The following is a 25,159-nucleotide window of genomic DNA, read 5'->3' as shown; positions in this document are numbered from 1 at the left end:
ATGGACCGCACCATACCCCCCACAGGGCAGTTTGTGGGATATAGTTTAGCAAAAAATAATATCAATCCTTCTTCCATAAATAATCCTAAGAGAAAAAAATATATGGGTGTTATTATGAGGATTTTGGACTTGATCAAGGATCATGAACAGGAAATAAAAGACAGATATAGTGTTAGTAAAATAGGGGTTTTTGGTTCATACGCTAGAGGTGAGGAGAAAGAATCAAGTGATGTTGATGTTCTGGTGGAATTTGAAGAGCCTACCTACAATAATTTTATTGAACTGATATTTTTCCTGGAGGAATTACTGGATAGAAAGGTTGATCTGGTAACCACTGGAGGTTTAAGTCCTTATATGAAACCTACTGTTGAAAAAGAGGTGTTGTGGTGTGAATAGGGATGAAGTATTCCTGCAACATATCCGGGATGAAATACAATTTTTAGAAAACCAGACCCGATCATTAAAATTTGAGGAGCTTCAGTCTGATCCAGTGTTACAGAGGGCAGTTTTAAGGAGTTTGGAGATTATAGGCGAGGCCTCGAAAAATATATCCACTGAATTTAAAAATACCAACCCTCAAATTGAGTGGAAAAAGGCTGCTGGTTTACGAGATAAGCTTATTCACCACTATTTTGGTGTTGAATGGAGTATAGTATGGAATGTTATTTGCAATGAACTCCCAGGGATGGGAAGAAAAATTGAAGCAATTTTAAATCATTAATTATAAAAATAACGCTTTAAAGTACTTAATCAGACAGAGAAACATTGACCAGTATTACACCATCACTAGGCACCAAAAGGCACTGCTCATACATAATCAGAAACCATAATTTACTGATCTTCATTTCGGCACCACCATACCCGAGTAACCTCGGCGACTTGGAAATGGCCAGAGACAAATTCAATGAATTATACACTGGAGTAGCGCTCATAATCAACGGACAGGCCCCAGTTAACGCCACCCTACTCACCGACGATGAGATGCGCAACATCAAAACCCTCTGTTTGAATAAATTTTTCAAATAAAATAATAACTTATGCAAATTTAATCGTAAGTTATTTATATCAGGAATTATTCTAAGTAATTTAAGGGAATCTTTTCGAATTCTTTTTATAGATCATGAGAATAAAGATGTTTACCATACAGGGAGGTAAGTTATGAAGAAAAGAGATTGGGCCATATTATTAGCAATGTTTATAGTGTTAGTTCTAGGTGTTAACAGTGTTTCGGCAGTGAATGTTACACCCGACCAGGTAGTCAATGCTTCCGAAAATGTGAATTCTTATATAAACACCAATCACACCCTCCCCAGTAACACCCAAGTGGGAGGGAATCAGGTGGACATGCCCCAATATTTGGAGCTTTCCACCGCCGCGGTGCTGAACATTAATGCCGGTTCTCAGGCTACCATTCCCATCCAGAGTTATAACCCTGCCCCATCACCTTCAGAAACCATTATCAGCCGGGATTTTAGTAAAACCGAATATTTAGACCTGGCAAATCGTGTTAAAATTTACATGGATACCAATGGGCGGGCGCCCAACTATGCATCTACCAGTACCGGAAATATTGGTTACCAATCCTTAGTCTACATGTACTCCGGAATACTAAACTCCTACCAGACAAATGGGGTCTTGCCCGATTATATTCGGGTGGATCCCTGGAGTACGGTGTTAAATTCGGATGTCATCGGCAGCACCAGTTATGGTTACGTGGAAAAGAAGGTTTACGGGAACCAGAGTTCTCCTCAGACCATTGCCCTCATAATTGGGGTGCATCCCCAGGAAAATGGGATACACAGTGCTATTTTTAATGCCCTGACCAGTAAGTCCCTGGATCTGACTAAAAGATATGTTCTTTATCAAGTTACGGTGACCCAGGATACCGATGATTACAGTAAAGGCCGGATGAATGGGCAACTCTTAGCCCAGGCATTCATAGTCCCGGATATCTCCAGCGAAAACCCCATCCTGGTCCTGGATAATCATGAAAACCATGGTGCGGACAGTGGATACAGTTACTACCGGTTCTTATATTTAATTTCCAATAACGATGACACCGCAAACTACGCCAACCAGATAATCAGCCAGATACCATCTTTAGCCCTGTACACTCCTCCCAACCCGACCAGTACCCAGTACGTCACCGTGCCCATTGCCAATCAGGGGTTAAACACCATACTCTATGAGACCTACTTCTATGACTCGGTAGCCCAGAAAACGTCCGATGCCAATGCTCTTATAAACGCCTTGGATGGCCTTATTGGCCCCAATATCACTCCCATAAATATCAGTATAACTGGCGATCCCTCCTCTGGCTGGTACCTTACTTTAACCAACAACGACCCCGGTACTTTCACCGTTTATTACACCACCGATGGTTCCGATCCTGAAACCAGCAGCACCCGAACGGAATATACCATTCCCCTAGCAATCAACCTTAACACCCTGCTTAAAATCTCCATGGTTGATATCTACGGTAACTGGTATCCAATTCTCAATGAAACCTTCACCTTTGACGATAACGCCCCGGTAGTAACGGCCAGTCTGGCAGGGGGAACCTATTATGCCCCTCAGAATGTGGTTTTACAAGCATTAGATGACCAGGATGGAAATCCCACCATTTACTACACCACCGATGGGTCGGATCCCCGAACCAGCAGCACCCGCAAACAGTACACCACACCCCTCAATGTAAGCTCCTCTTTGACTATGAACTACTATGCCCTGGATGGAGCCGGGCAGGAATCTGCAGTTTATACGGAAGTTTACAGTATTTACAAGACGGTTACATACAGTTACACTGTGGACGTGCCCTACAAGAAGGGATGGTACAAGTACTGGTACAAGGTATCCTACAAGAAATGGTACAAATCCTGGTACAAGTACCGGGGTAAGTGGAGATACAAATGGAAATACAAATGGGCCCAAAAATCCAAATACAAATGGAAATATGGCTGGATTTACCGAAAAGAAACACGTTGGGGAACTAAAAACGTGTTAACCTAATTTTTTTTTAAATAATTTTTTTCTTTAAAAGATTATTCCCCACTGACCAGCCCCTCCAGCCTCTTCAAGGCCTGGTACCGGTCCTTCTTATCCAGACGGGCCTGTTCCAAGGCGTCCTGCAGGGTGGAGATGGAGTGGTCGTAGACCTCCCGGTCCACTGGGTAGGGGAAGCCGTCCTTACCGCCATGGGTGAAGCTGTACTTGACCGGATCCTCCCAGCTGGGCCGGGACCCATAGACCAGGTCGGAGATCAAGGCCAGGGCCCTTATCTTCTTGGGACCCATGCCCTCCAGGCTCAGTAGCTCTTCATAGCTGGCCGGCTGTATCTCCCAGGCCCGTTGGAGAACCTCCAGGTCCCGGTCCGTCAGATCCGTGTCCAGCACCGGATGGTGGGCGGGCATATCCAGCCCCGGGTAGAAGTCATAGAGACTGCTCTGGTGAGCCTCCAATCTGGGCTTCTTCTGGAAGTACTTTTTAAGGTGTTCCGGGTTGTCCTGGACCAGATCCACACTGATGGCCCGGGCCTCCTCACTCTCCGGGGCGGTCATGTCCAGGGTCTCCTCCTCCCGGGTATCACAGCAGATACCCTGGTGGGGACTCTCCACCAGGTCCTGAACTTCACTGGAGAGCCAGTGGTAGCGCCGGGCGTAGCGCTGGTGCTGGTTCATGCCCTGCTGCACCACCGCCCACTCCCCCTCCTCGGTTAAAAAGAACACGTGGTGGTAGAGCTGGTAGCCGTCCTGTATGCAGCTGTTATCAATCTTGGCCACCATCCGGCTGTTGTGAACCAGATCCTCTAGTTTAGGAGCGGATAAGGAGAATAAGTCACCAGCAGTTTCTATCTCCACGGGTGTCCGGCGGGAGGCCCGGCCCTTACCCCCGGCCACCAGGATCCCATGCTCCGCCGGATCCAGGGAACTTTTCAGGGCCCCGCAGGTAGTGGTGGTGGTGCCGGAGCTGTGCCAGTCAAAGCCCAGGACACAACTAAAGGCCTGGAACCAGTAGGGATCGGAAATTCGTCTTAAAAACTCTAAAGGACCGTACTCGTAGACTACCGCCTCGGTGATATCCCCTGCCAGTTTAACCATCCTCCTAAACAGCCATCTTGGTGCCCGGCCCCCGTGGAGGGGTAGGTTGGCGGTCCCTATTTTCCCTGGCATGTTAATTAGTTTAAGTTCCGGATGGTAAAGGATTTGGTGAGAGGAGATGAGAAGTAATGAAAACCAACTACTTTCTAAACTGACCGTACTTCTTTATTAACTCATCCAGTTCCCTGATTATGGCCTCGTTACGGTCGTGTTGGAAGTTGTTCTGGATATTATCCCGGTAAGTCTCCAGTCTGGTTAGGAATTTAAGGACATCCTCCTTTTCCAGGTCCTCGTGGAACTCCCCGTAGCCCAGGCGTTCCAGGTAGATGGCGTTGAGGATCTGTTCGAATTGTTTTTTGACCGGCACACTTAACACCGGCTTTTTAAGATACAGGGCCTCGCTGATGAGGGTGAATCCCCCGTTGGTAATGACCGCCCGGCAGGTGGCCAAATCCTGGAAGAACTCATCATCGTTGAAGGACTTGAAGGTCAGATTAGCGTCCTCTTCATCCTTGTTAAAACCGTAGACGATGAACTTCTCCTCCAGCTCCTTCAGGACCTCCAGTAGCTCCCAGTTGGAATCACTGGTCTGATAAACCAGGATGTGCCGACCCTCCTCGGATTTCAGGTTCATGATCTCCTCCCGGAGTACGGGTGGGAAGAGTTTGGCCTTTTTAGGGTTTTTGAGGGGAGGGTAGAAGTAGGTGTTGATGAGGTAACGGCGGGGCATCATGATGAAGGATCTTACCACGCCCTCGGCGGCTAAACGCTCGGTACGGTACCGGGAGGATACCTCGATCTCACCCTGGGTAATGATGTGCATGTTGTCCAGGCTGATGAGGGGCAGGCGCAGGATCTTGGCCAGGAGGTTGGAGTAAATCTCAAAGTCCGAGATGATGAGGTGGGGCTTCACCGACTTGGCCACACTGTACATCAAGCGTAGACTGTTTCTAAGATCACCGGGCAGGCCCTTCATACCCTTGATGAAGGTTTTGGTGTTGCGGACGGTGTTATCTTCGTACACGGTGTTGAAGCCACCAATTTCATACACGTTATCGTACCGCTGGGCCAGGTAGTGGTAGGCCCGGTCCGAAGAAAAGATATGGACTTCGTAGTGGGGGATGAGATGTTTCAGGATCACGTCGGTACGGATGGCGTGGCCCATACCCTCTCCACAGACCGAGTACAGAATCCGGGTCTTCTCATTATGCCCGAAGCTGTAGTTAAGTTTCTCGGCGGTTATCTTACGTCCGGTGAACTGGTAGAGGGTGCTCTTGGCATACTTGTAGGCCACCCTTTTCATGCCCTCCTCCTCCACCCGGCGGGTGGATACCAGAAGCCGGGGTTGTCTTAAGACCTTGAAGGAGGATATCTCCGCCATTCTTTCAATGTAGTCGGTGTCTTCTCCGAAGTCTAGGTCCTCATCAAAGCCCTCCACTTCCTGGTGAAGTTTCTTCAGGGTTAATATCCCATAACAACCGGCTCCATGGGGTTTGAATGATTCCACCTTCCGCATGAAGAAGTTGGCAAAATCATGGGCCATTTTATCCAGGCGACTGTCACTCAGGGGTGATATCTGGGTGATGGCAATTCCCAGGTCCTGCTCGGCGAATTCCTCCAGGGAGGATTTCAGGTAACCATCGGTTAAACACACATCCGCATCTAAAAATAGCAGATATTCCCCCTGGGCAGCTTCAGCGCCACGGTTACGGCCCACCGCAGGCATTCCGCCTTCAACTATCCGGCAACCCGCTTCCCGGGCAATCTCCCGGGTGCGGTCCTGGGATCCGGCATCGGCGATGATAACCTCAAAGTCGACGAATTCCTGGGCCTTGATACTCTTCAAAAGCAGGGGGAGGTACTCCTCCTCATTGTAGGTGGGGATGATGATGGACAGCTTCATTTGCTACACACATGATTATTTTTTTCTAAGTTCCGAAGTAGGATGCAAAATTCCAGGTCATGAAAAAGCCATCGGCCCTTCCACCTAGAGAGACGAATAAACTCTCCAAAAATTCCTTATCACTCTTTTCAGTCTTTATCCGGATTATAGTTTGATTTTGCCCCTCCTGGACTGATATGATATCATAACCAGAAAGTTCAAGGGGCTCCTGGGGGTTGATTATGGTTAGCTCATGGTAGGCCGGGTTACTGCCGGCCACCTCCACGGCCACCCCGGATACAATGAGGAGTATCACTACCAGGGCCGGGTACAGGAGCTGACGGGGCTGGAAGGGGCTTTTAATGGCGTACATCCCCAGAGTTCCACCCAAACCCATGACCCCTGGCTGGGAGAACAGCCCCCCATCCAGCATGGACACCAGGGTCAGGGTCATGCAGAAAGCCATTATCAGGCGGTGTACGGCCAGACGATGGTCCAGGGACAATAATCCCAGGAGGTAGGATGCGGGCAGGGTGAACAGTATGAGGAAAGCCCAGGGAGTGACCTGCTGGATGAGGGATCCTCCGGTGTGGATGTCGCCCGGAACATTAAAACCAATCCAGTTGATTAAATAACCCAGGACCGCCTTAAATACATGGCTATGGGTGGGGCTGGTGCTGGTGGGGTTGGGATTCAGGGATACGAAGATGGTGAGGATGGAAACTCCGTAGCTGGATCTTAACCATATTTCCAGGATGATACCCACGACATAGGTTAAAATGGCCAGGATTAAAAACCATTTAAGGTACTCACGGCCATCAGGACTGTAATCATAAACTTTGGAGTGGATTCTGTTCAGGAATCCTCTCCGGGATCTTAGAAGGGAATTTAAAAGGAGTAAACTTCCCATTACCACCAGTAAGAGTACCGCCTTTCCCTCGGAGGATCCGGATAGGAGGGGCCAGGTGATGGTCATCAGCAGATCATCCAGGAAGTCGGTGACAAATACCAGAACTCCCAGGATGATTAGAACGATCCCTATAAGGTCTAAACGGTCTATTTTCAACACATCACCAGTTATATTTATTAATTTAATTTGAAAGGCTTAACATACGCTCCACGGCCATTCGGGCCCGGTCCGCAATTCCCGGATCCACCTTAACCTGGTACTCTTCCTTTAGAAGTGAATTTTTCACTTTCTCCAGGGTGTGAAGTTTCATGTTCTGGCAGATGGCCTCGGATAGAAGAGGTATGATGGTTTTATCCGGATTTTCCCGCAAGAGACGGGTTACCATGTCCACCTCGGTACCGATGAGGAAGGTTTTCCCTGGCGAGGAGGCCACGTAGTGCACCATACCACCGGTGCTCAGGACCTGGTCCGCCAGCTCCTGCAGCTCCGGGTTACACTCCGGGTGGACCAGTAGCTCTGCATCAGGGTATTTCTCCCTCATGACCATGATGTCCGTGGGCTGGAACATTTTATGGACGTAACAGTACCCCTCCTGGGGTATGGGGATTATTTCTTTATCCACCTTCTGGGCCACGTAGGAGGCCAGGTTCATATCCGGGCCGAAGAGTATCTGCTCCTCAGGGAGGCTTTCCACTACTTGCTGGGCATTGGCCGAGGTGCAGAGAATATCGGCCTCGGCTTTGGCCTCGGCCATGGTGTTCACGTACAACACCACCGCTGCATCGGGATAACGTCTTTTATATTCCCGGACCTCCTCGGCAGGGAGCATGTGGGCCATGGGACACTCCGCCGAAAGGTCTGGTAGTAATATTTTCTTATCCGGATTTAGTATAAAAGCGGTTTCGGCCATGAAATCCACCCCACAAAAGACCACCAGATCCGCATCTTCTATCTGGCTGGCCTTAAGACAGAGCTCCAGAGAGTCTCCCAGAAAATCAGCGATTTCCTGTATTTCTGCGGTTTGATAATTATGAGCCAGTATTATGGCATTCTTCTCTTTTTTAAGTTCTAGGATTTCTTTTTGTAACTGGTTCAACCTAAACCTCTCCTAAGTAAGATAAGTAGTAATCTAAGAAATATTATGGGGGAAAAAATTTGTGGTACCTGGTATAATTAATTTGTCTTTTTTATGGATGGTATAAACCGAGTGTTTAGTGTAATAACCTTTTTATTCTATCTCAGCACCCTGTAATGCGTGCTCACAGTGACAATCCCTCCCAGGAGGGATGTTAAGGATGGATTCCCGGAGGAGATTGGTTAACTGTTTCTTTTTTCCATCCATGATCTGGAACACCTCATCAATGGTAACCTTATCTGGAGATATAGACGCGGCGTAGTTGGATATCATACACACCGATGCGTAGCACATGGAAAGCTCACGGGCCAGGACCACCTCTGGTAATCCAGTCATACCCACCACTGTCCCTCCCAGCTGGCGGAACATCCTTATCTCCGCAGGGGTCTCAAAACGGGGGCCCTCCACACATACGTAAACTCCTCCATCCACCACCTCTCCAGAGTCCAGGAGCACCTTTCTGAGGTGGGGGCAGTAGGGCTGGGTCACATCCACATGAACGGTCCGCTGGTCATAAAAGGTTACTGGTCGGTGGTGGGTGAAGTCCAAAAAATCGTCCGGGGCCAGAAAGGTGCCGGGTTCTAATTTCTCATCCAGTGATCCGACGGCATTGGTGGCCAGTACCCGTTTCACTCCCAGCTTTTGGAGGGCGCAGAGATTGGCCCGGTAGTTAATGCGGTGGGGGGGATTATCATGGCCCTCATGATGACGGGGCATGAAGAACAGTTCCATTCCCTCCATTTGAAAACGGGTGATCTGTGGTGAGTCACCATAGGGAGTGTTGATAACCATACTCTCCAGTTCTTCACCCTTTTCCACCAGCCGGTAGACTCCGGTGCCTCCTATTACTGCCAGCATGTTCTCAAATTCCTGTATTGATTACCCCTTAGCTACTCCCAGAGGCACCATTTTAGCCACCAGGGATGATATACCAGTATCGTGGACAGTTTTAACCACTTCATCCACGTCTTTATAGGCTCCTGGAGCCTCTTCGGCCACGATAGGCATGGAAGTTGCTTTTATATAGATCCCCCGATCTCCCAGGACCTTCTTAACCTCCTCTCCACGGTAAGTTCGCTTAGCACCGGCTCTGCTCATCTTACGTCCGGCTCCATGAGCAGTGGACCCGAAAGTCTCCTCCATGGCCGTCTCGGTACCGTGCAGTACGTAGGAGGCGGTTCCCATGGTCCCTGGTAACAACACTGGCTGACCCACATCCCGGTAGCAGGATGGGATCTCCTTCCTACCCGGTCCAAAGGCCCGGGTGGCTCCCTTACGGTGCACGTAGACTTCGGTGTCACGGCCCTTGATCTTATGCACCTCCCGTTTGGCGATGTTGTGGGCGACATCGTAGACTATGCCCATGCCCATATCTTCACTGTCACGGTGGAACACCTGTTCAAAGCTTTCCCGCACCCAGTGCAGGATCATCTGCCGATTGGTCCAGGCGTAGTTGGCAGCGGCGGCCATGGCCTGGAAGTAGTCCTGGGCCTCATCGGAATCCACCGGAGCACAGGCCAGTTGCCGGTCCGGCAGGTTGATCTGGTAGCGCTTGGCCGCCCGGTCCATGCTCCGCAGATAGTCGCTGCACACCTGATGTCCGCAGCCCCTACTTCCAGAGTGGATTAAAACGGTGACCTGGTCTTTTTCCAGTCCAAAGACATTAGCCACCTGATCATCGAATATTTCATCCACCCGCTGCACTTCCAGGAAATGATTACCCGAACCCAGAGACCCTAATTGGGGAATTCCCCTCTTTTTGGCCTTTTCACTCACCTTGGAGGAGTCTGCATCCTTCATGCACCCCTCTTCTTCCAGGAATTCCAGGTCAGATTCCCATCCATAACCATTTTCCACGGCCCAAGCAGCCCCATTATCGAGAACTTCATCAATTTCTCCCTCTTTAAGCCTTATCTGGCCCTTACTACCTACACCCGAGGGAACGTTCTTGAATAGAGTATCCACCACCTCTTTTATCCTGGGCTGAACATCACTGACGGATAGGTTGGTCCTTAACATCCTAACTCCACAGTTGATATCGAAGCCCACCCCACCAGGGCTTATAACACCAGTACGGGCACTGAAAGCACCCACTCCACCAATACTGAACCCGTAACCAAAATGTATGTCTGGTAAGCCTATGGAAAACTTCTGAATACCGGGTAGAGATGCCACGTTGGCCACCTGATCCATAGCCCCCTTTTCCAGATTTTTCATACCCTCCGGGTCCAGGTAGATCCGACCCGGAACTCGCATTCCCTTCTGGTAGCTGGTGGGAATTTCCCATACATTGTCCCTAATTTTCTCTAAATGCTCCTGGATGACCATAAAACAACTCATCTCCTTTTATTGGTTTTAATTTTTTCACTTAAATTTCGTTATTATCAGACTTTAAAAAAATAGAATAGGTCCTTAAATCCCATATTTTTTATTTAATTACTTATCTCTATGGCCTCTTAAACTAATAAACTTATACCTTACTCCGTTAAAGGTGGCCTTCCAGGGATATGAGGTATTTAAATGGACACCACACCTCATTAAATTATTTGAAGCCCTGGAAGACATTATGATTTGATTATAAAGAGATCCTGTCAATTATTCAAACGTCCAGTATGACCTGCAACCGGTACCCATCCTCTTCATCTATTTCCATTAGGTGGTAGGTTACCGCCTTCACCTCATCCCGGCTCTCATGCCTGGCCTGTTCAAACTCCTCCCCCCACACTTCAGCTTCCAGTTGGTAGCCCTTACTTTCATCTCCCGATATATTCACCTGGAAATGAGAAAAGACCAGGTACTCCGCATCATGCAGATAGATCAGTTCGTTGAGCCAGTCAAAAAGGAGTGCCTTTCTATCTTCGGACTTTAGACTTATGGTTTTTTTTATGGAGGTTTTCAGAACCGAAGTATCGGTTATGACCTCAAAAAGTGCCAGTCCCGCGTTTTGGAAGGCTTCATTAAGGGTTTCTCCATAAGCCCGGTAGCCAATGTCAGCAGTGACGTCAAAAAATTCAAAGGGCATTTTCTCCGGATTATTATGCACTTATAAAAACTCCTTAAAAAACATGGTCCGCAGGTGGTGGACTTCATTTTAGTCTATCTACCAGCAGTTATATATTTTGTTGCCCAGGGGCTGCCCCTTATTGTGCTGGGTACATCCTTTGATTACTTCTCACACGCTCTCTAGCTCTTTCTTTAAATGATCTGAGAGCCTCTTTGTTAATAGAGGAGGTATGAAAATGCAAAAAATAGAAAAGAAGAATTCAATACCAGATTTAAGGAAAAAAAACAGTTATGATGAAGAATTTGACCTGAGACTTCTGGATCCGCGTTATTTCGCTTTAGTAACCGGAGTGGTGGTGTTGATCCTCATGTTCAGTATTATGTTAGTGGCGGCGGCTCCCAATTCCAACTTCCCGGCCAGTATGTAGACCCATCTATATTATTATTTTTATATCTTTAAACTCCAATCAGGTGTCTTTCTATCTCTTCCGGGGTAAAGCGTAGAATCACCAATCTCGAGTTCCCTTTAACTCCCTTACCCGTGAAGCGGGTGTCAATTATCCGTAAAAGCTCTAGTTTTTTAAGGGCACGGTCGAAGGAAGCGTAACTGATCTTTTCTTCCTTTTTAAGGGACTGGTACATAGTACCGGCCGTGTTCTCATCTTCCTTAAGACTCACTATCAACTTTAAGAGCGCTAATTCCAGGGGTGAAAGAACCCCCAATGTACTTTCCAGACTGCCCTCACTGGTACTTTTAACTGCTCCCTCCACGTGCTTGATCTGGATGGTTTTAGAAGCGTCTGCTTCGGCCAGGTCCCCACTGGTAGACAGAATATCGATTCCCAGGCGCATATCCCCAGTAGAGTAGGCTAAATCAGAGATTTTTTCCAAAACTTCCTCGGATACCACATCCGGATAGAAACCCACTTTTACCCTCTCCCGGAGTATGTCCCGCATCTGTTCTGAAGTGTACGGATTGAATACCACCTCTTTAGGGATGAAAATAGAAGACACGTTCTTATCCAGCATGAACCGGAATTCTATATCGGATATGATGGCGAAGAGTCCAGTTCTGGCACCTTTAAATACTTCATGAGCCCTCAGGATGTCATAAAATACTTGGTTAGCATTCTTACTGTAGAAAAGATGGTTAACATCATCCAGGGCCACCATTAGGGCCTTCTCTTCCTGGACGAGCTTTTTCATTATCTCCCCATAGATGCGTGAGAAGGGAATCCCGGTCTCAGGTGGCCGGTGGCCCATGAGGTGTTCGTAGATGTCTGAGAAGATGTTGAACCGGGTGGTGCTGATCTGGCAGTTCACGTAGACACAGTACAGCTTATCCGATGTTTCCTCCACTATCTGGAATATCTTCCGGAGGGCGGTGGTTTTGCCTGTGGCTGGTGCCCCCAGAACCACAGCATTTTTAGGCTTACCCCCACGTAGAGCAGGTCTAAGACACATGGCCAGGGCTTCCATCTGTGAATCTCTATGTAAAAGACGATCTGGAATATAATCTGGATTAAATGCCTCCACATCTCTAAAAAGAGTCTCTTCTCCCATGAGTATGTCTTTAATAGTCATTTTGAGGATACCCGTCCTTCACTAATAATCAACCAATAACTTATTTGGTTTAACAGTTAATAAAAACCGTGCACCCCCAAAACTGATCATAAGCCCCATTCCACTGGCCATCTGCAGCTAAGTTCAGGTCTAATTGGTAGAGATTTGGGTATAAATCTGGAAAAACTACTTTTATAATGCTCCTCATGATAGGTAATATCGCCTAGCGAATTATTGTAAAATGAAATCTTAAATTTAAAAGATTTCAAAGGAGAATAATTTAATGGTTTATGATTCTTTAGTACCTTCCCTGTCGGTTTTGATAGGTTATTTATTCACTTACACCCTATACAAGGGGAGATTAATAAGAAAAACAATTCACGTCAATCTCTGGAACTTTATAATCGGGATAGCCTTCCTGGTTTCTGGAGGGGGAGGATTTCTGCTCCTGATCCTCATGGAATTGGGAATCGTCCTCCCCATCAGCCCCCAACTACTTTACTGGCATGTGGAGTTGGGAATCACCCTGGTGGTGGTAACCCTGTTCCACTTCCACTGCTACTGGACATCTGCACTGGAAATGGTGTTTTTAAGAAACCGGAGGTCCAGACATGAAAGAAAAGATTAAAGATGTTCTGGCCTCCCTACCTGTGAAAGAAAAGGTGTTAGCATCCCTGGCCACCATACCCCTCATCGCAGCGGCCACCATGTCTGGTTCCTGTGCCGGGGGATGTCCCTACGGACTGGTGAATGATCCCTTCCCGGGCCAGTGCCGCCACTACATAGACTCCAGTGGCGATGGGATATGTGACCTGTCCCAGGTGATGGCCTCCACCAGTACATCGGCAACTTCCGACCAATCATCCAACACTGACCCTGGCTCCTCATCCACTTCGAGTAGCTCGAGTTCTGATTCCAACCAGTTAGATCCTGGAAGCTCCAATGGTTCCGACAACGCTAGTGTAGTCTCAGATACCGGCTCTTCCGGATCAGATGGTGCTTCCCTGGGAGCGGATGGTTACAACTACCACGTGTTGCCCATAAGCTTCCTGCTGATAGTGAGTTACATGTTTACCTACTTCCTCTTCCAGAAGGGGATCCTGAAGCCCAAAACCCATAAAAGGTTGTGGAATCTGCTGGTAACCGTGGGGTATGCCGGAGTGGGGGTAACTGGAATTTTATTAACTCTCATGGTGAATCTGGGCATAAAGGCCTACAGTCAAGGAATAACATTTTGGCACGCCGAAACAGCAGTGCTGATGGTGATTGGAACTTTAATACACCTTCACATCTACAGGAAGCCCTTACGAAGAATGTTTAAGGTTCTTTTCCGGTGGGAATCATCTTCCCCTAGAAAACAGAAGGTTTCTCAAAAATCAAAATAGGAGCATTTATCCGGAATAATCCAATTTAGAACCCATAAAATGGATATAGTAATATAATACTGCCTTTGGTTATATTTTCATGAATGGTTGGAATTAGCCTATTCGATAGGTTTATTTATCCAAAACACATATTTTACAGAAGGTTAGGCAAAAATTAGCCCAAAATTTAGTTTTGTGATATTTCATGAAAAAGTTACTCTGGTGGATCATAGCCGGTACCAAGGGTGGTGTTAATCGGGCTAGGATTATAGAATCCCTCCATCAGAGACCATATAATGCTCACCAACTGGCAGAAAAATTGGATCTAGACTATAAGACGGTGCGTCATCATATTAAGGTCTTAGAACAGAACCGGGTGATTTCTTCTTCCGGCGAAAAATATGGGATGATGTATTTTCTTTCCCCCCAGATGGAGGAAAGTTATGACATTTTCGAAGACATATTGGGCCAAATGAATGGATAATAGGTGATGGGGAATGGAAATAACAGAAAATATGGGAAATGGGACCGGACCTGGTCCCAGAGGAGAACTGGATAACATATTATCATTTAATGACCCTGGCATGGCCACCGTAGCGGCCCTGGTGGGATTGATCAACATCGCCTTGTTACTGGTGATGTTGGGGATCTACCTGTCCAGCTACCGCCGACTCCGATCCAGATTCACCCTGGGCCTGATATTCTTTACCTTCCTCTTACTCCTCCAAAACGCGCTTTTTATGCTGTTTCTGATAATTGGAGAAGGTTTCCGTGGTCCGGGTATGGGTTACCCAGTTCTGAGTTTGAACATCATCCAGTTAGGAGCCCTTATTATTCTGCTTAGAATAACCTGGGACTAGGGGCCCAAAAAATTAATAAAGGAAATAAAAAAAGGCATTATAAAAAAATTAAGGCCCTTATGACCTTAAAAAGATTATTCCACGTACTGCTTCACATTTTCCCGCACAATGGCAGAGGCACCGTAGCCCTTCACGGCCTGCAACATTTCCGGAAATTTAGTTTTGGGTATCAGTACGTTTACCTGGGAAAAGCTGGTTCCCTGCACCACGGTGGGTTCATCTGAACAGAACTCATGGGACAGTAACAGTTCCTTCACTTCCTCTACTTTCTTATTGGATACGTTGAACTTCACATCGAAGTATTTCCGGGCCTTGGTGGCGCCGAATAGCTGTTCATATATCATCTGGGCCTTCTGCAACTTTGACCCCTGGCAACGGGGACCGGCGTACAAACCCGCACTGGATTCCATGATGGTGTCTAAGATCTTCAAACCCGCCTTGCGGAGGCTGCTGCCGGTCTGGGTGTTATCCACAATCAGATCAGCCCCTTTGGCTATGTAAACCTCGGTGGCCCCGTCGGAGTTTATGATCTGCACCTGTTCATTTTCACCATCCCACAGTCCCCTCACCTGGACCAGAGGCGTTTTATTTCCGAATTTTTCCTGATATCCTTCATTTTCCATGAAGTACTGCTTGGTGAGGTTAGGATACTCGGTGAAACATAATATGGGTGTTTCTCGTTCCTGGTTGGCCTGGAAGAATTCGGTAAGCGAATCATAGGGGTCTTCATTGGGTACGGCTACAATGAGTCTGGTCTGGCCGTAGTTGAGATCACCCAATTTGATGGTGAGATCTTCGGGGAGGTTAACGGATTCCTCCCGCACCCAGTCCTCACCCACAATGGCAATGTCCAGGATTCCCCGGTTAAGTTCCACCGGAGCACTCTGGGGTCGGGAGAGAAATCCCCTGATCTCGGGGTCGTTCAGGATCTGTATCTCATTTTCTTCCTTACCGGGTTCATAGCCCTTCACCTCATAACCGGCATCCACGAATAATTGGTAAGTGTTACCTCGGTTAACGTTATTCAGGCTCCCCTTAGGGAGTCCCAGCACTATTTTGTTGTCCATGATCATTTCCTCCAAGAATTTCTTATATCATAACCATTAATTGCATTTAACAAATCTTATTCATAAAAACCTTTAAGACTGGTATTCTTTTATCCTCCAGGAGGGGATATCTTTAACCCCCTCTATGGTTTCTCCACCGGAGATGTTCAGGATAAGGGCGTCTTCATTTTCAGCCACCCACTCCACGAGTTTTTTTGCATATTGGAGTTTGAGTTTCTTTATCTGGTCCGCTTCAGCCACCTCTGAAGCCAGATCCGGTCTGGAGTAGCGGGTGGTGTTTTTTCCAAAGTCCATACCAGCCAGGATAATCGTCTTCACTCCCAGTTCCACCGCCAGGAAGACGGCCCGGTCTCCATCAGTGAAGCCACCCCAGTTATAAACCATCCCCACCGGCCGGGACTGAGTGGTGCCCAGGACCTTATTCAGGCGGGGCACATGTTTTTTCAGCTTTTCCAGATTATCCCCATGGGCATGGACCACCAGCACCGCCCCCTGCCTTTGGGCCTGGTATATGTTCTCCATTTTCCCGTCCAGGTCGGTTACTACCACATCAGGAGTGAAGCCCTCCTCCAATAGGGCGGTGGTGGCCCCATCGGCGGCGATTATCAGGTAGGTATCGATGTCCAATTCTTTGAGTTGCTGCAGGTTCCTTTTAAGGGAGGGACCCGCACCAAAGACCAGCGCCTTTTCCTTCACCGGGATATCCCCTGGAGATAATCCTTCCCGAATAGTTAATAATTGGTTTAAAAGTTGTGCAGATGTTTCATCATCATCCTGGCTGAATCCGAAGTCTTCTAGAATTTTTTGATACCAGGGCATCCAGTGGGATAGGTTCATATGAAGAGATTATATGTCCTAGGAATATAAATGAAATTATCTTATGATAATAATCTAGAACTTGGAGGATTCAAGATGGATGAAACTTTGCTAATGATACCAGGACCCACCCGGGTAGCTCCCCGGGTGCTTAAAGCCATGTCCGAGAACATCGTAAACCACCGGAGTGCCATATTCGGCCAGATATTAAAGGACACTTCCCAGATGATGTCCGATGTTTTCCGAACCACTAATAAGTCCTACCTCTTAACCGGTTCAGGAACTGCGGCCATGGAAGCAGCCATGGTGAACATTCTGGAGAAGGGTGACCAGGTCCTGAACGTGGTGGGTGGTAAGTTTGGCCAGCGCTTCATGCAGATTGTGGAGGCCCATGGAGGATCTTCCCTACCCCTGGAAGTGGAGTGGGGTCAGGCCGTGAACCCGGATGAAGTAGGATTCCTCTTGGAAGAGCATGAGGATATTAAAGCCGTTACCCTGGTCCATAATGAGACCTCCACTGGAGTGGTGAACCCCATAAAAGAGGTGGGTAAGATCCTGAAAGATTACGAAACCCTCTACGTGGTGGACAGCGTATCATCCCTGGCCGGAGATGATGTGGAAGTGGATGATTATGGAATTGACATCTGTGTTACTGGCTCCCAGAAGTGTATGGCCGCACCACCAGGAATGGCCGCCATAACCCTCTCCAATGATGCCTGGGATCTGGTTAACCAGACTGATTCAGCCAGTTACTACCTTAACCTTAAAAAGTACAAGAAAAGCGGCGATGCTGACCCACCAGAAACTCCTTACACCCCCTCCGTGTCACTGATGTACGCCATGCACGAGGCCCTGAAGGTTATTATGGACGAAGGACTTAAAAGCCGGATCAACCGGCACAAGTTAGCGGCAAAAGCCACCCGTAATGGTGTGAAAGCCCTGGATCTTGAACTCTTCCCTGAAGAAGAGGTTTCATCCACCACCGTTACCGCGGTGCGGATGCCGGAGGGAGTAACCGATGGAGAGTTCCGGGGAACCATGCGTAACAAGTACCGGGTGGAATTAGCCGGAGGCCAGGACCATCTCAAGGGTAATATCTTCCGGATCGGCCATATGGGTAACATAACCCACCGGGAACTCATAACCACCTTCTCGGCCATGGAGATGACCCTGCGGGAGTTGGGCTTCGACATCCAAATGGGTGAAGGTGTGGCTGCCGTGGCCGACACCTACCTGCCAGAGGACTTATAAGTCCTCTTTTTTTAAATTTTTTAATTAAAAAAAGTATTTAACCCCACTAAATCTCTTTTTTTTACACTTCCTTCATCATGGTGGCGATGGTTTTAATTATGATGGGACCATCCATCCTTAACTGTCTCAGAATGTAGGAAGGGCGTAGATAGAACTGTCGGAAGGCCTTTTTTTGCATATTCTTAAGTTCATCCCGGGAACAGTCCACGGTTTCCAGTACCGGGGTGAGCAGGGTGTACTTGGACCAGTCCTTCACCTTGATCAGGTTATTCTCCACGGCCTCCCGGTAGAATCTGGTCCCGGGGTAGGGCGTGGCCAGGGAGAACAGGGCATAAGAAGGGTTAAGTTCCTTTACTAATCTGATGGTTCTGCTGATACTGTCCCTGGTGTCACCGGGCATGCCCAGAACCACAGAGGCAATGGTCCGGATATCATGTTTTCGGGAGAGGGTGAATGCCTGGCGTATCTTATCCACGGTGAGCTGCTTGTTGACCCGGTCCAGTTGCTGCTGGTCTGCAGATTCCACCCCTAGAAACATGGTTATACAACCAGTGTCACTCATTTTCTGGAGCATCTCACTGGATAGAGTGTCAGCCCGGGCCGTGCAACCCCAGTAAATGTCGAGGTCCCTCTTTTTTATTTCATCACAGACCTGTTCCACCCGGCTGGGTTTCAGGGTGAAGGTGTCATCCATGAAGGCGATCATCCCGGCATCATGGCACTCGATGAGGTGTTCCATCTCATCCACCACATTCTCCGCCGACCTCATGCGGAGTCGGCGTCCATGTAGAGCTGCCGAGGCACAGAAGGAACACTGCATGGGGCATCCTCTTCCGGAGATCATGGTGGCGGTGTGCAGTTTCATGTTCAGGATCTTGTAGTGGTCCATTGGCAAAAGGTGTCGGGCTGGAAAGGGCAGATCATCCAGATCATTTATCACCGGCCGAGGAGGAGTTACCACATCATCATAGGCTATTCCCCGGACCTGGTTTAAGTCCCCACCACGTTCCAGGGTCTCCACCAGTTCCAGCATGGTGTACTCCCCCTCCCCAATTACCACCACATCCACATAGTCCTTTTCAAGGATTTCAGCGTGATTGAAGGAGGGATGATAACCTCCCAGGACTATGGTAGCATCAGGACAAGCCCTTCTGGCGAGTTTAGCGGTTTCAAGTCCCTGATCTATGGTAGGGGTCAGGGCGGTGACCGCTATCACCTGGGGGGCGGCCTTCTTAATCCGGGCCTCCAGAGTTTCCCAGTCCAGCTCCAGGGCCGCGCCATCTAAGATCTCCACCTCAAAACCACCATTCTCCAGGACAGCCCCAATATAGGCTATTCCCAGGGGAGGAGCCACCAGGCCAATGAATTTATACTTTGAAGAAGTATAGGGAGGATTTATTAGTAGTACTTTCATTATACCACCTCTGGTAAAGGAATTCCTTCATCTGGGTCTACAACAACTTCTATAAGGTAAGGTTTTTTCAATATTAAAGCTTTCTGTACCCGGGCGGATAACTGATCTGGTTCCAGGACCCTCTGCCCGTCTATATGATAACTAGCTGCCAGGGCTACGAAGTTCGGATTTTCCAGGGCCACCTGGTAGGGGCCTCCGTAATAAAGTTCCTGCCACTGTTTTATGATCCCCAATTCCTGGTTGTTGATGATGAAAATGATTATGGGTAGTTGCAGTTCACTGATAACTGCCAGTTCCTGGAGGGTCATCTGAAATCCTCCATCCCCCACCACCAGCACCACACTTCTCTTCGGCCGGGCCAGGCTGACTCCCACTGCGGCTGGTAAGCCGTAGCCCATGGGCCCGAAGCCACCCGAGAATATTAGGCCGGATGGCTCCCGAACCACTGCCAGAAGGTTAACCCAGGTGGTATGGCTTCCGGCGTCGTTAACCACCAGGGCCTCCTTTGAAGCTTCCAGGATCTCATTTATGGCCCTCTGGGGTTTTAAGGGAGTATCATCATAACCGGTAGCTACCTGGTGGTGAGATCTGTATTTTTGAAGCTCATTAAGCCATTTTCCGGTATCCTGGAACCTTAACCGGGACATTTTCTCTAGAAATTCAGCTGCATCGGCTTTAACATTAATATCTCCCTGCAAAACCTCTTCATCCAGGTTTACATGGATTATGGTTGTTTTACCCAGTCCCTTAAGGGTGCGTTCGGATAAACGACAGCCTAATGCCACCACCAGGTCGGCTCCGGCTCCGGCATGGTTGGCAGCCTCGGTTCCCCGCAGCCCAATGAGCCCCAGGGAGAGGGGATGATCCTCCGGCAGGACACCCCGGGCAGGGTAGGTGGTGGCCACGGGGATTTCATTCTTAATGACAAATTCCTGAAGTTTTTCCACTGCCCCGGACCAGATCACCCCGGCCCCGGCGATGATAAGTGGCTTATGTGAGGATTCCATGAGCTTTAAAGCTTCATCCAATCCATAAATAGGGATGTGAACATATTCCAACTCCCCATCCAGGAGAGATTCGTCCACAGTTTGAGAAAAAACGTTTTTAGGAATGTTCAAATGTATGGGGCCAGTTTTACCTGTTTTGAGGAGCATGAATGCCTTTTTTAATTTTGAAATGGCCTCCTCCGGTTTCTTTACATCGTAACTGTGGAGGGTGATGGGCTGGAATACCTGGGCCTGGGGAACATCCTGGAAGGTGTTCTGGCCCTTAAATTCCGTGGAAACATCTCCAGTAATAACCAGCAGGGGCACCGAGTCCTTGTAGGCGGTGGCCACGCCCATAACCAGGTTCAGTGCTCCAGGCCCAGCCGAAGCCAGACAGACTCCCACCCCCCCGGTGGCACGTGCATAGCCATCGGCAGCATGGACTGCTCCCTGTTCATGGCGCATGAGAACGTGTCTGATGGGCGAACGATGCAGGGCCTGATATAAGGGCAGGATTTGTTCACCGGGATGGCCGAAGACCAGATTCACTCCTTCTTCCTTTAAGATACGGACCAACCCCTGGGCACATGCAATTCTGGCTCCATTAGTCATGTGCTTTAGTTATGTCCTTGGCTCTATTTTAAAATTCTCCAGGAAATGATGGGGTTTTCTGAATTATTTCTATTTCCACCAAATTTTTTGGAGGTTTCTTTAAAAAAAATTATGAGGAAGATCGACACATAGATACTAAGCAAGATAATGCAAGCCAGGGGAGAGGAGGGTGTAAGATGTCCCAGGAACAAGATATTTCAGGAGGTGTCGGGAGAATATTAGAGCCCGACCCCCAGATTGTTAAAGATAGTAACATCCAAGTATGGATGACCAAGCACCAGATCCAGAGTTATGACCAACTCTTGGAAAAGGCGATGGAGGATCCGGAATGGTTCTGGGATGAAATGGCCCGGGAACTGGACTGGCAGAAACCCTACCATGAGATTTTGAAATGGGAGTCCCCCCACTCAAAGTGGTTTTGGGATGGGAACTTCAACATCGTGGGCAACGCTGTGGACCGACATGCCCAGGGCCCGCATAAAGATAAACTGGCTTTCATCTGGCAGGGAGAGAATGGGGAAGTTAGGAAGATAAGTTACCATCAACTTTACCAGGAGGTTAACCGCTTTGCCAACGCGCTGAAGAGTCTGGGCGTGGGTAAAGGGGATACCGTCACCATCTACCTGCCCATGATACCAGAACTCCCGGTGGCCATGCTGGCCTGCGCCAAGATCGGAGCCGTGCACTCCGTGGTTTTCTCTGGATTCTGGGCGAAAAGATTCCGTGAAAGGGTTGATGAAGCCCAATCAAAGGTGGCTATTACCTCAGATGGTTTCAGTAGACGAGGGAAGCTCTTAACCCTTAAAAAAAATGTGGACCGTGTACTAGAGGACGCCCCCAGTGTTGAGAAGGTGATTGTGGTCCGGCACGCTCATATACCGGTGGAGATGACCTGTGGCCGGGATCTGTGGTGGCATGAACTGGTGGAAGGGATGAGCGAGGAAAGTCCCACCGCGGTCCTGGAAGCCGAGGATCCCCTTTTCATATTATACACCTCCGGGACCACCGGGGTACCCAAGGGAGTGTTGCACGTGCACGCCGGGTACGCGGTGGGAGTATACACCACCTTGAAGATGGTTTTCGATTTAAAAGAGGATGATGTGTGGTGGTGTGCGGCGGATATCGGGTGGATAACCGGCCACAGTTACATAGTATACGCTCCCCTTCTTTTAGGAGTTACATCGGTGCTCTTCGAGGGAACCCCGGACTATCCGGACCCGGGATGCTTCTGGAGTATGGTGGAAATATATGGGGTGAACGTGTTCTACACCGCCCCTACCACCATCCGCCTGTTCATGAAGCACGGCGAGAAATGGCCCCAAAAATATGATCTAAGCTCTTTAAGGCTCCTGGGAAGTGTGGGGGAGCCCATTAATCCCCAGGCCTGGTTATGGTACCATGAACATATTGGGGGTGGAAGGTGCCCCATTATGGACACCTGGTGGCAGACCGAAACTGGCATGCACCTCATTACTCCCCTGCCCATCAGTCCCCTGAAGCCAGGTTCGGCATTCAAACCCTTCCCCACCATCGTGGCTGACGTGGTGGATGATGAGGGGAATTCAGTGGTGGAAAAGGGCGGTCACCTCGTTATCAAGTCTCCCTGGCCTTCCATGTTCCGCACCCTGTACCGGAACCCGAAAAGGTACCAGGAGGCCTACTGGAGTACCTTCCCGGGTATTTATCTCAGTGGGGATGTGGCCCGTGTAGATGAAGACGGGTACTTCTGGGTGCAGGGTCGGGAGGATGACGTTTTGAATGTTTCAGGCCACCGCATAAGCACTGCAGAGGTGGAATCAGCCCTGGTAAGCCACCCCGCAGTGGCCGAGGCCGCGGTAGTTGGCAAACCCCACCCCCTGAAGGGCGAGGATATTTCGGCCTTTGTAATACTAAAAGAAGACGCTAAAGAGCCAGATAACCTGGAAAAGGTGCTTAAAGACCATGTTAGGGCCGAGATAGGACCCATAGCCACCCCGGCTGAGGTAAAATCTGTGAAGGACTTGCCCAAGACCCGTTCCGGTAAGATCATGCGCCGGGTGATTAAGGCCCTGGTTAAGGGGGAGGATCCCGGGGACACCAGCACCCTGGCCAACCCCGAGGCAGTGCGAAACTTAGAAGAGGTTATCCGGAAGAATTAATCCTCTTCTTCCTGGTAGCTGCCGTTGTACTCGCCTGAGCCTTCCACCTTAAAAACCACCCCCTGGGCTATTCTCTCACCCCTTTTCAGGGTGTAGTCATATTCTCCCTGGTTCACCAGAAGAAACTGCAGGGTGCCGTAGAAACCCGGATCCCCCAGGGCAGTGTGGATGGTGATAAATGACCTTAAAAGGGTGGATCGGGGCAGGTAGAGCATGGAATAACCCTTCGGAATTTTTATCTTACGGTCCACCCCTACGATGTAGGCGGTTTTAGCCTGGAGGGTGTACAGGGGGGGTTCCAGTTCCTCCAGTTCTGGCAGGGTTTTCTCATCATCAACCAGGGAGCCGGATCCAATCTGTTTATAAACTGTATCGACTCGTAGATCAATCCCAGCCGGCTGTACCAGCTCTTTAAAGTCCGGAAATAGTAAGGTAAGTTCTTTTTCACCGAGCATAAGTATCATCCTTTGGATTTATGAATGTTAAAAGGTTTAAAATAGAAGAGCATATAAGATGATCTCTCCTGTCACTACTCCATTTATGGATTGGTCGTATATTAATTAGCATCAATCAGGTAGGTTCAATCAAACGGAAATACGAATTTCATGATGGCTGGGTTGTTAGTGACGACTGCATCTACTTCCCATGATACCACATTTTCTACAGTAACGGGGTCATCGATAACCCCGGCAACAACTTTAATACCATGATCATGGGCCTCATCAACCATTAATTTGTTCAAATACTGATATTGAGGAAAGATGATGTCGGCCTGAGCATCAATGGCCATTGCCACGGAATTTATGGGCTGGCAGGCAAAAATTACGCCCGTGCTGATTTCAGAGTCCAACGATTTTATATTAAGGGAGACTCTGTGGTAAAACGAGGCTATAATAACTTCAGCAGCTATTTTCTCCTCTTTGATTAGGTTTAAAATTTTTTCCTCACTTCCCGGATCCTTAACCTCAATTACCAGACCAACCTGACCCTTAACTGTATCTATAGCTTCTCTGAGGGTTGGTATTCTCTCTCCATCTCCAGCGTTGAGTTGACGAAGTTCCGAGAGGCTTTTATTTTTCAGTAAGCCCGTTCCATTTGTGGTCCGATCCAGACATGGATCATGGTGGATTACTAGTTGTCCGTCTAATGTGGTTCTTACGTCACATTCAACCATGTCGACACCCAGTTTCATCGCTTTGATAAATGATTTCAAAGTATTTTCTGGTTCCAGGGCTGATGCTCCCCGGTGGGCTATGATCTGCATGGGGTTATATTTGTTGTTTATCATAGAATAGGTAAAGGGTGTATTAGCTAAGGTGTTAAGGTGTAAAGATGAAGGGAGTTAAACGTCACTTTCAGGAAGAGGCAGAGATATTTGATGGACTCATACAGACTCTAATCCCCCATTACCCTGAGATGATCGGAGCCCTGGCCGAGGTACTTCCCTTCCACCCTAAGGAACAGGTGTCAATTATTGATCTTGGCTCCGGAACTGGTAACGTTTCCCTGGCCATTAAAAAGAGGTTTCCAAGGGCAAAGATAACCTGTCTGGACCTGGCTGAGAAGATGATAGAGCAGACCCGGACCAAACTGGCGGACTACCCGGACGTGAGGTACTTGATAAGTGATCTGCGTGAGCTGGAAGCTGTAGAAGAGTATAACGCAGCAGTGAGTTCCCTGGCCATTCATCACCTGTCCCGTGAGGAGCAGAGGTCATTTTACTCCCAAATATACACCGCTCTGAAGGAAGGGGGTGTGTTCTACAATGCCGATATCCTTCTTTCATCTTCCCCCTATCTGAATGAGTTGCACCGGGAGAAATGGGGTGATTTCATGCGGAGGACCTTCAGTCAGAAGGAAGTTGAAGGGGTATGGTTTTCCAAACACCAGGAAGAAGACCATCCACAGCCCCTCTCAGACCATCTGCACTGGCTGGAAGAGTCAGGATTTAAAGAGGTGGATGTGGTGTGGCGGTACTACTACTTTGGAGTTTATGGTGGCAAAAAGTAGAAGTGTAAATTTTAGAAAAGAGTTCAGGAAGAAAAAGATTCTATTTGAGAA

The 25,159-nt window shown here is 48.5% G+C and carries 26 protein-coding genes; 12 read left to right on the top strand and 14 right to left on the bottom strand.

Translation table 11 applies throughout. The annotated features are described in order from the left end of the window. The first annotated feature begins 114 nt into the window (after nucleotides 1–114). The 4 genes from FGU46_RS07820 to FGU46_RS07805 all read left to right on the top strand — a co-directional run bounded on the left by FGU46_RS07820 (nucleotide 115) and on the right by FGU46_RS07805 (nucleotide 3,009). Nucleotides 115–396, top strand: a complete 282-nt coding sequence (locus tag FGU46_RS07820; protein ID WP_286473739.1) for a nucleotidyltransferase family protein — start codon at nucleotides 115–117, stop codon at nucleotides 394–396. Further along, nucleotides 389–721: a HepT-like ribonuclease domain-containing protein gene (locus FGU46_RS07815; RefSeq protein ID WP_286473736.1), complete on the top strand. Its 333-nt coding sequence runs from the start codon at nucleotides 389–391 to the stop codon at nucleotides 719–721. The genes FGU46_RS07820 and FGU46_RS07815 overlap by 8 nt, the downstream gene beginning before the upstream one ends. A gap of 164 nt (nucleotides 722–885) precedes the next feature. After that, the gene (locus FGU46_RS07810) at nucleotides 886–1,026 is read left to right on the top strand and encodes a hypothetical protein (RefSeq protein WP_286473733.1); all 141 of its coding nucleotides are present in this window, start codon (nucleotides 886–888) and stop codon (nucleotides 1,024–1,026) included. Nucleotides 1,027–1,158: 132 nt separating this feature from the next. Further along, the gene (locus FGU46_RS07805; RefSeq protein WP_286473731.1) at nucleotides 1,159–3,009 is read left to right on the top strand and encodes a chitobiase/beta-hexosaminidase C-terminal domain-containing protein; all 1,851 of its coding nucleotides are present in this window, start codon (nucleotides 1,159–1,161) and stop codon (nucleotides 3,007–3,009) included. A gap of 32 nt (nucleotides 3,010–3,041) precedes the next feature. Here the strand turns inward: FGU46_RS07805 and FGU46_RS07800 are convergent, their stop codons facing one another. The 7 genes from FGU46_RS07800 to FGU46_RS07770 all read right to left on the bottom strand — a co-directional run bounded on the left by FGU46_RS07800 (nucleotide 3,042) and on the right by FGU46_RS07770 (nucleotide 11,067). After that, a complete protein-coding gene (locus tag FGU46_RS07800) occupies nucleotides 3,042–4,169 on the bottom strand; it encodes a DUF763 domain-containing protein (RefSeq protein ID WP_286473729.1) in 1,128 nt (375 codons plus the stop codon). A 67-nt stretch (nucleotides 4,170–4,236) separates the two neighbouring features. After that, the gene (locus tag FGU46_RS07795) at nucleotides 4,237–6,000 is read right to left on the bottom strand and encodes an MJ1255/VC2487 family glycosyltransferase (protein WP_286473724.1); all 1,764 of its coding nucleotides are present in this window, start codon (nucleotides 5,998–6,000) and stop codon (nucleotides 4,237–4,239) included. A gap of 25 nt (nucleotides 6,001–6,025) precedes the next feature. Then, entirely contained in the window at nucleotides 6,026–7,045 is a 1,020-nt protein-coding gene (locus FGU46_RS07790) for a hypothetical protein (RefSeq protein ID WP_286473721.1), read from the bottom strand. A 25-nt stretch (nucleotides 7,046–7,070) separates the two neighbouring features. Further along, complete coding sequence (gene nadA, locus FGU46_RS07785; protein ID WP_286473718.1) at nucleotides 7,071–7,985, bottom strand: quinolinate synthase NadA; 915 nt, start codon at nucleotides 7,983–7,985, stop codon at nucleotides 7,071–7,073. A gap of 132 nt (nucleotides 7,986–8,117) precedes the next feature. Further along, entirely contained in the window at nucleotides 8,118–8,882 is a 765-nt protein-coding gene (gene mtnP / locus FGU46_RS07780; protein WP_286473715.1) for an S-methyl-5'-thioadenosine phosphorylase, read from the bottom strand. A gap of 21 nt (nucleotides 8,883–8,903) precedes the next feature. After that, nucleotides 8,904–10,352: an RtcB family protein gene (locus FGU46_RS07775; protein ID WP_286473709.1), complete on the bottom strand. Its 1,449-nt coding sequence runs from the start codon at nucleotides 10,350–10,352 to the stop codon at nucleotides 8,904–8,906. Nucleotides 10,353–10,623: 271 nt separating this feature from the next. Beyond that, nucleotides 10,624–11,067, bottom strand: a complete 444-nt coding sequence (locus FGU46_RS07770) for an archease (RefSeq protein ID WP_286473707.1) — start codon at nucleotides 11,065–11,067, stop codon at nucleotides 10,624–10,626. A gap of 196 nt (nucleotides 11,068–11,263) precedes the next feature. On the opposite strand from FGU46_RS07770, the gene FGU46_RS07765 reads away from it, so the two are divergent. Then, on the top strand, nucleotides 11,264–11,455 hold the full coding sequence (locus FGU46_RS07765; protein ID WP_286473704.1) for a hypothetical protein: 192 nt from the start codon (nucleotides 11,264–11,266) through the stop codon (nucleotides 11,453–11,455). A 28-nt stretch (nucleotides 11,456–11,483) separates the two neighbouring features. Here the strand turns inward: FGU46_RS07765 and FGU46_RS07760 are convergent, their stop codons facing one another. Continuing rightward, nucleotides 11,484–12,620 carry an ORC1-type DNA replication protein gene (locus tag FGU46_RS07760; RefSeq protein WP_286478380.1) on the bottom strand — a complete coding sequence of 379 codons (1,137 nt, stop codon included), beginning with the start codon at nucleotides 12,618–12,620 and terminating at the stop codon, nucleotides 11,484–11,486. Between the two features lie 253 nt (nucleotides 12,621–12,873). Between FGU46_RS07760 and FGU46_RS07755 the strand changes: the two genes are divergently transcribed. The 4 genes from FGU46_RS07755 (at nucleotide 12,874) to FGU46_RS07740 (ending at nucleotide 14,814) form a co-directional block, all read left to right on the top strand. Further along, on the top strand, nucleotides 12,874–13,218 hold the full coding sequence (locus tag FGU46_RS07755; protein WP_286473702.1) for a hypothetical protein: 345 nt from the start codon (nucleotides 12,874–12,876) through the stop codon (nucleotides 13,216–13,218). Beyond that, entirely contained in the window at nucleotides 13,202–13,975 is a 774-nt protein-coding gene (locus FGU46_RS07750) for a hypothetical protein (RefSeq protein ID WP_286473700.1), read from the top strand. Before FGU46_RS07755 ends, FGU46_RS07750 begins: the two co-directional genes overlap by 17 nt. 184 nt (nucleotides 13,976–14,159) lie before the next feature. Next, nucleotides 14,160–14,438 carry an ArsR/SmtB family transcription factor gene (locus FGU46_RS07745; protein ID WP_286473699.1) on the top strand — a complete coding sequence of 93 codons (279 nt, stop codon included), beginning with the start codon at nucleotides 14,160–14,162 and terminating at the stop codon, nucleotides 14,436–14,438. 13 nt (nucleotides 14,439–14,451) lie between these two features. Next, nucleotides 14,452–14,814, top strand: coding sequence for a hypothetical protein (locus FGU46_RS07740; RefSeq protein ID WP_286473698.1), 363 nt, complete (start codon nucleotides 14,452–14,454; stop codon nucleotides 14,812–14,814). Between the two features lie 74 nt (nucleotides 14,815–14,888). Here the strand turns inward: FGU46_RS07740 and hisG are convergent, their stop codons facing one another. Together hisG and FGU46_RS07730 are read right to left on the bottom strand one after the other, a co-directional pair. Further along, nucleotides 14,889–15,881 (bottom strand): ATP phosphoribosyltransferase, encoded by a 993-nt coding sequence (gene hisG, locus FGU46_RS07735; protein ID WP_415926575.1) that lies wholly within the window; start codon nucleotides 15,879–15,881, stop codon nucleotides 14,889–14,891. 72 nt (nucleotides 15,882–15,953) lie between these two features. Further along, complete coding sequence (locus tag FGU46_RS07730; protein ID WP_286473692.1) at nucleotides 15,954–16,718, bottom strand: 6-hydroxymethylpterin diphosphokinase MptE-like protein; 765 nt, start codon at nucleotides 16,716–16,718, stop codon at nucleotides 15,954–15,956. 75 nt (nucleotides 16,719–16,793) lie between these two features. On the opposite strand from FGU46_RS07730, the gene FGU46_RS07725 reads away from it, so the two are divergent. Further along, entirely contained in the window at nucleotides 16,794–17,948 is a 1,155-nt protein-coding gene (locus FGU46_RS07725) for a pyridoxal-phosphate-dependent aminotransferase family protein (RefSeq protein WP_286473689.1), read from the top strand. A 61-nt stretch (nucleotides 17,949–18,009) separates the two neighbouring features. Here the strand turns inward: FGU46_RS07725 and FGU46_RS07720 are convergent, their stop codons facing one another. Next, complete coding sequence (locus FGU46_RS07720; protein ID WP_286473687.1) at nucleotides 18,010–19,362, bottom strand: B12-binding domain-containing radical SAM protein; 1,353 nt, start codon at nucleotides 19,360–19,362, stop codon at nucleotides 18,010–18,012. Continuing rightward, nucleotides 19,362–20,960: a thiamine pyrophosphate-binding protein gene (locus FGU46_RS07715; protein WP_286473685.1), complete on the bottom strand. Its 1,599-nt coding sequence runs from the start codon at nucleotides 20,958–20,960 to the stop codon at nucleotides 19,362–19,364. The genes FGU46_RS07720 and FGU46_RS07715 overlap by 1 nt, the downstream gene beginning before the upstream one ends. 176 nt (nucleotides 20,961–21,136) lie before the next feature. Between FGU46_RS07715 and acs the strand changes: the two genes are divergently transcribed. Further along, nucleotides 21,137–23,098: an acetate--CoA ligase gene (gene acs / locus FGU46_RS07710; protein ID WP_286473684.1), complete on the top strand. Its 1,962-nt coding sequence runs from the start codon at nucleotides 21,137–21,139 to the stop codon at nucleotides 23,096–23,098. On the opposite strand, the gene FGU46_RS07705 is transcribed toward acs, so the two are convergent. Further along, nucleotides 23,095–23,553 (bottom strand): dCTP deaminase, encoded by a 459-nt coding sequence (locus FGU46_RS07705; RefSeq protein WP_286473683.1) that lies wholly within the window; start codon nucleotides 23,551–23,553, stop codon nucleotides 23,095–23,097. The genes acs and FGU46_RS07705 overlap by 4 nt on opposite strands. Before the next feature lie 125 nt (nucleotides 23,554–23,678). Continuing rightward, on the bottom strand, nucleotides 23,679–24,362 hold the full coding sequence (locus tag FGU46_RS07700; RefSeq protein ID WP_286473682.1) for a glycerophosphodiester phosphodiesterase: 684 nt from the start codon (nucleotides 24,360–24,362) through the stop codon (nucleotides 23,679–23,681). Between the two features lie 68 nt (nucleotides 24,363–24,430). Between FGU46_RS07700 and FGU46_RS07695 the strand changes: the two genes are divergently transcribed. Then, on the top strand, nucleotides 24,431–25,108 hold the full coding sequence (locus FGU46_RS07695; RefSeq protein ID WP_286473680.1) for a class I SAM-dependent methyltransferase: 678 nt from the start codon (nucleotides 24,431–24,433) through the stop codon (nucleotides 25,106–25,108). Nucleotides 25,109–25,159 lie beyond the last annotated feature (51 nt).

This window comes from Methanobacterium sp. CWC-01, from assembly GCF_030323845.1.
GTDB classification, from domain to species: domain Archaea; phylum Methanobacteriota; class Methanobacteria; order Methanobacteriales; family Methanobacteriaceae; genus Methanobacterium; species Methanobacterium aridiramus.
Note: the sequence above shows the minus strand (reverse complement) of the source record. Positions and strands in the feature narration are given on the sequence as shown.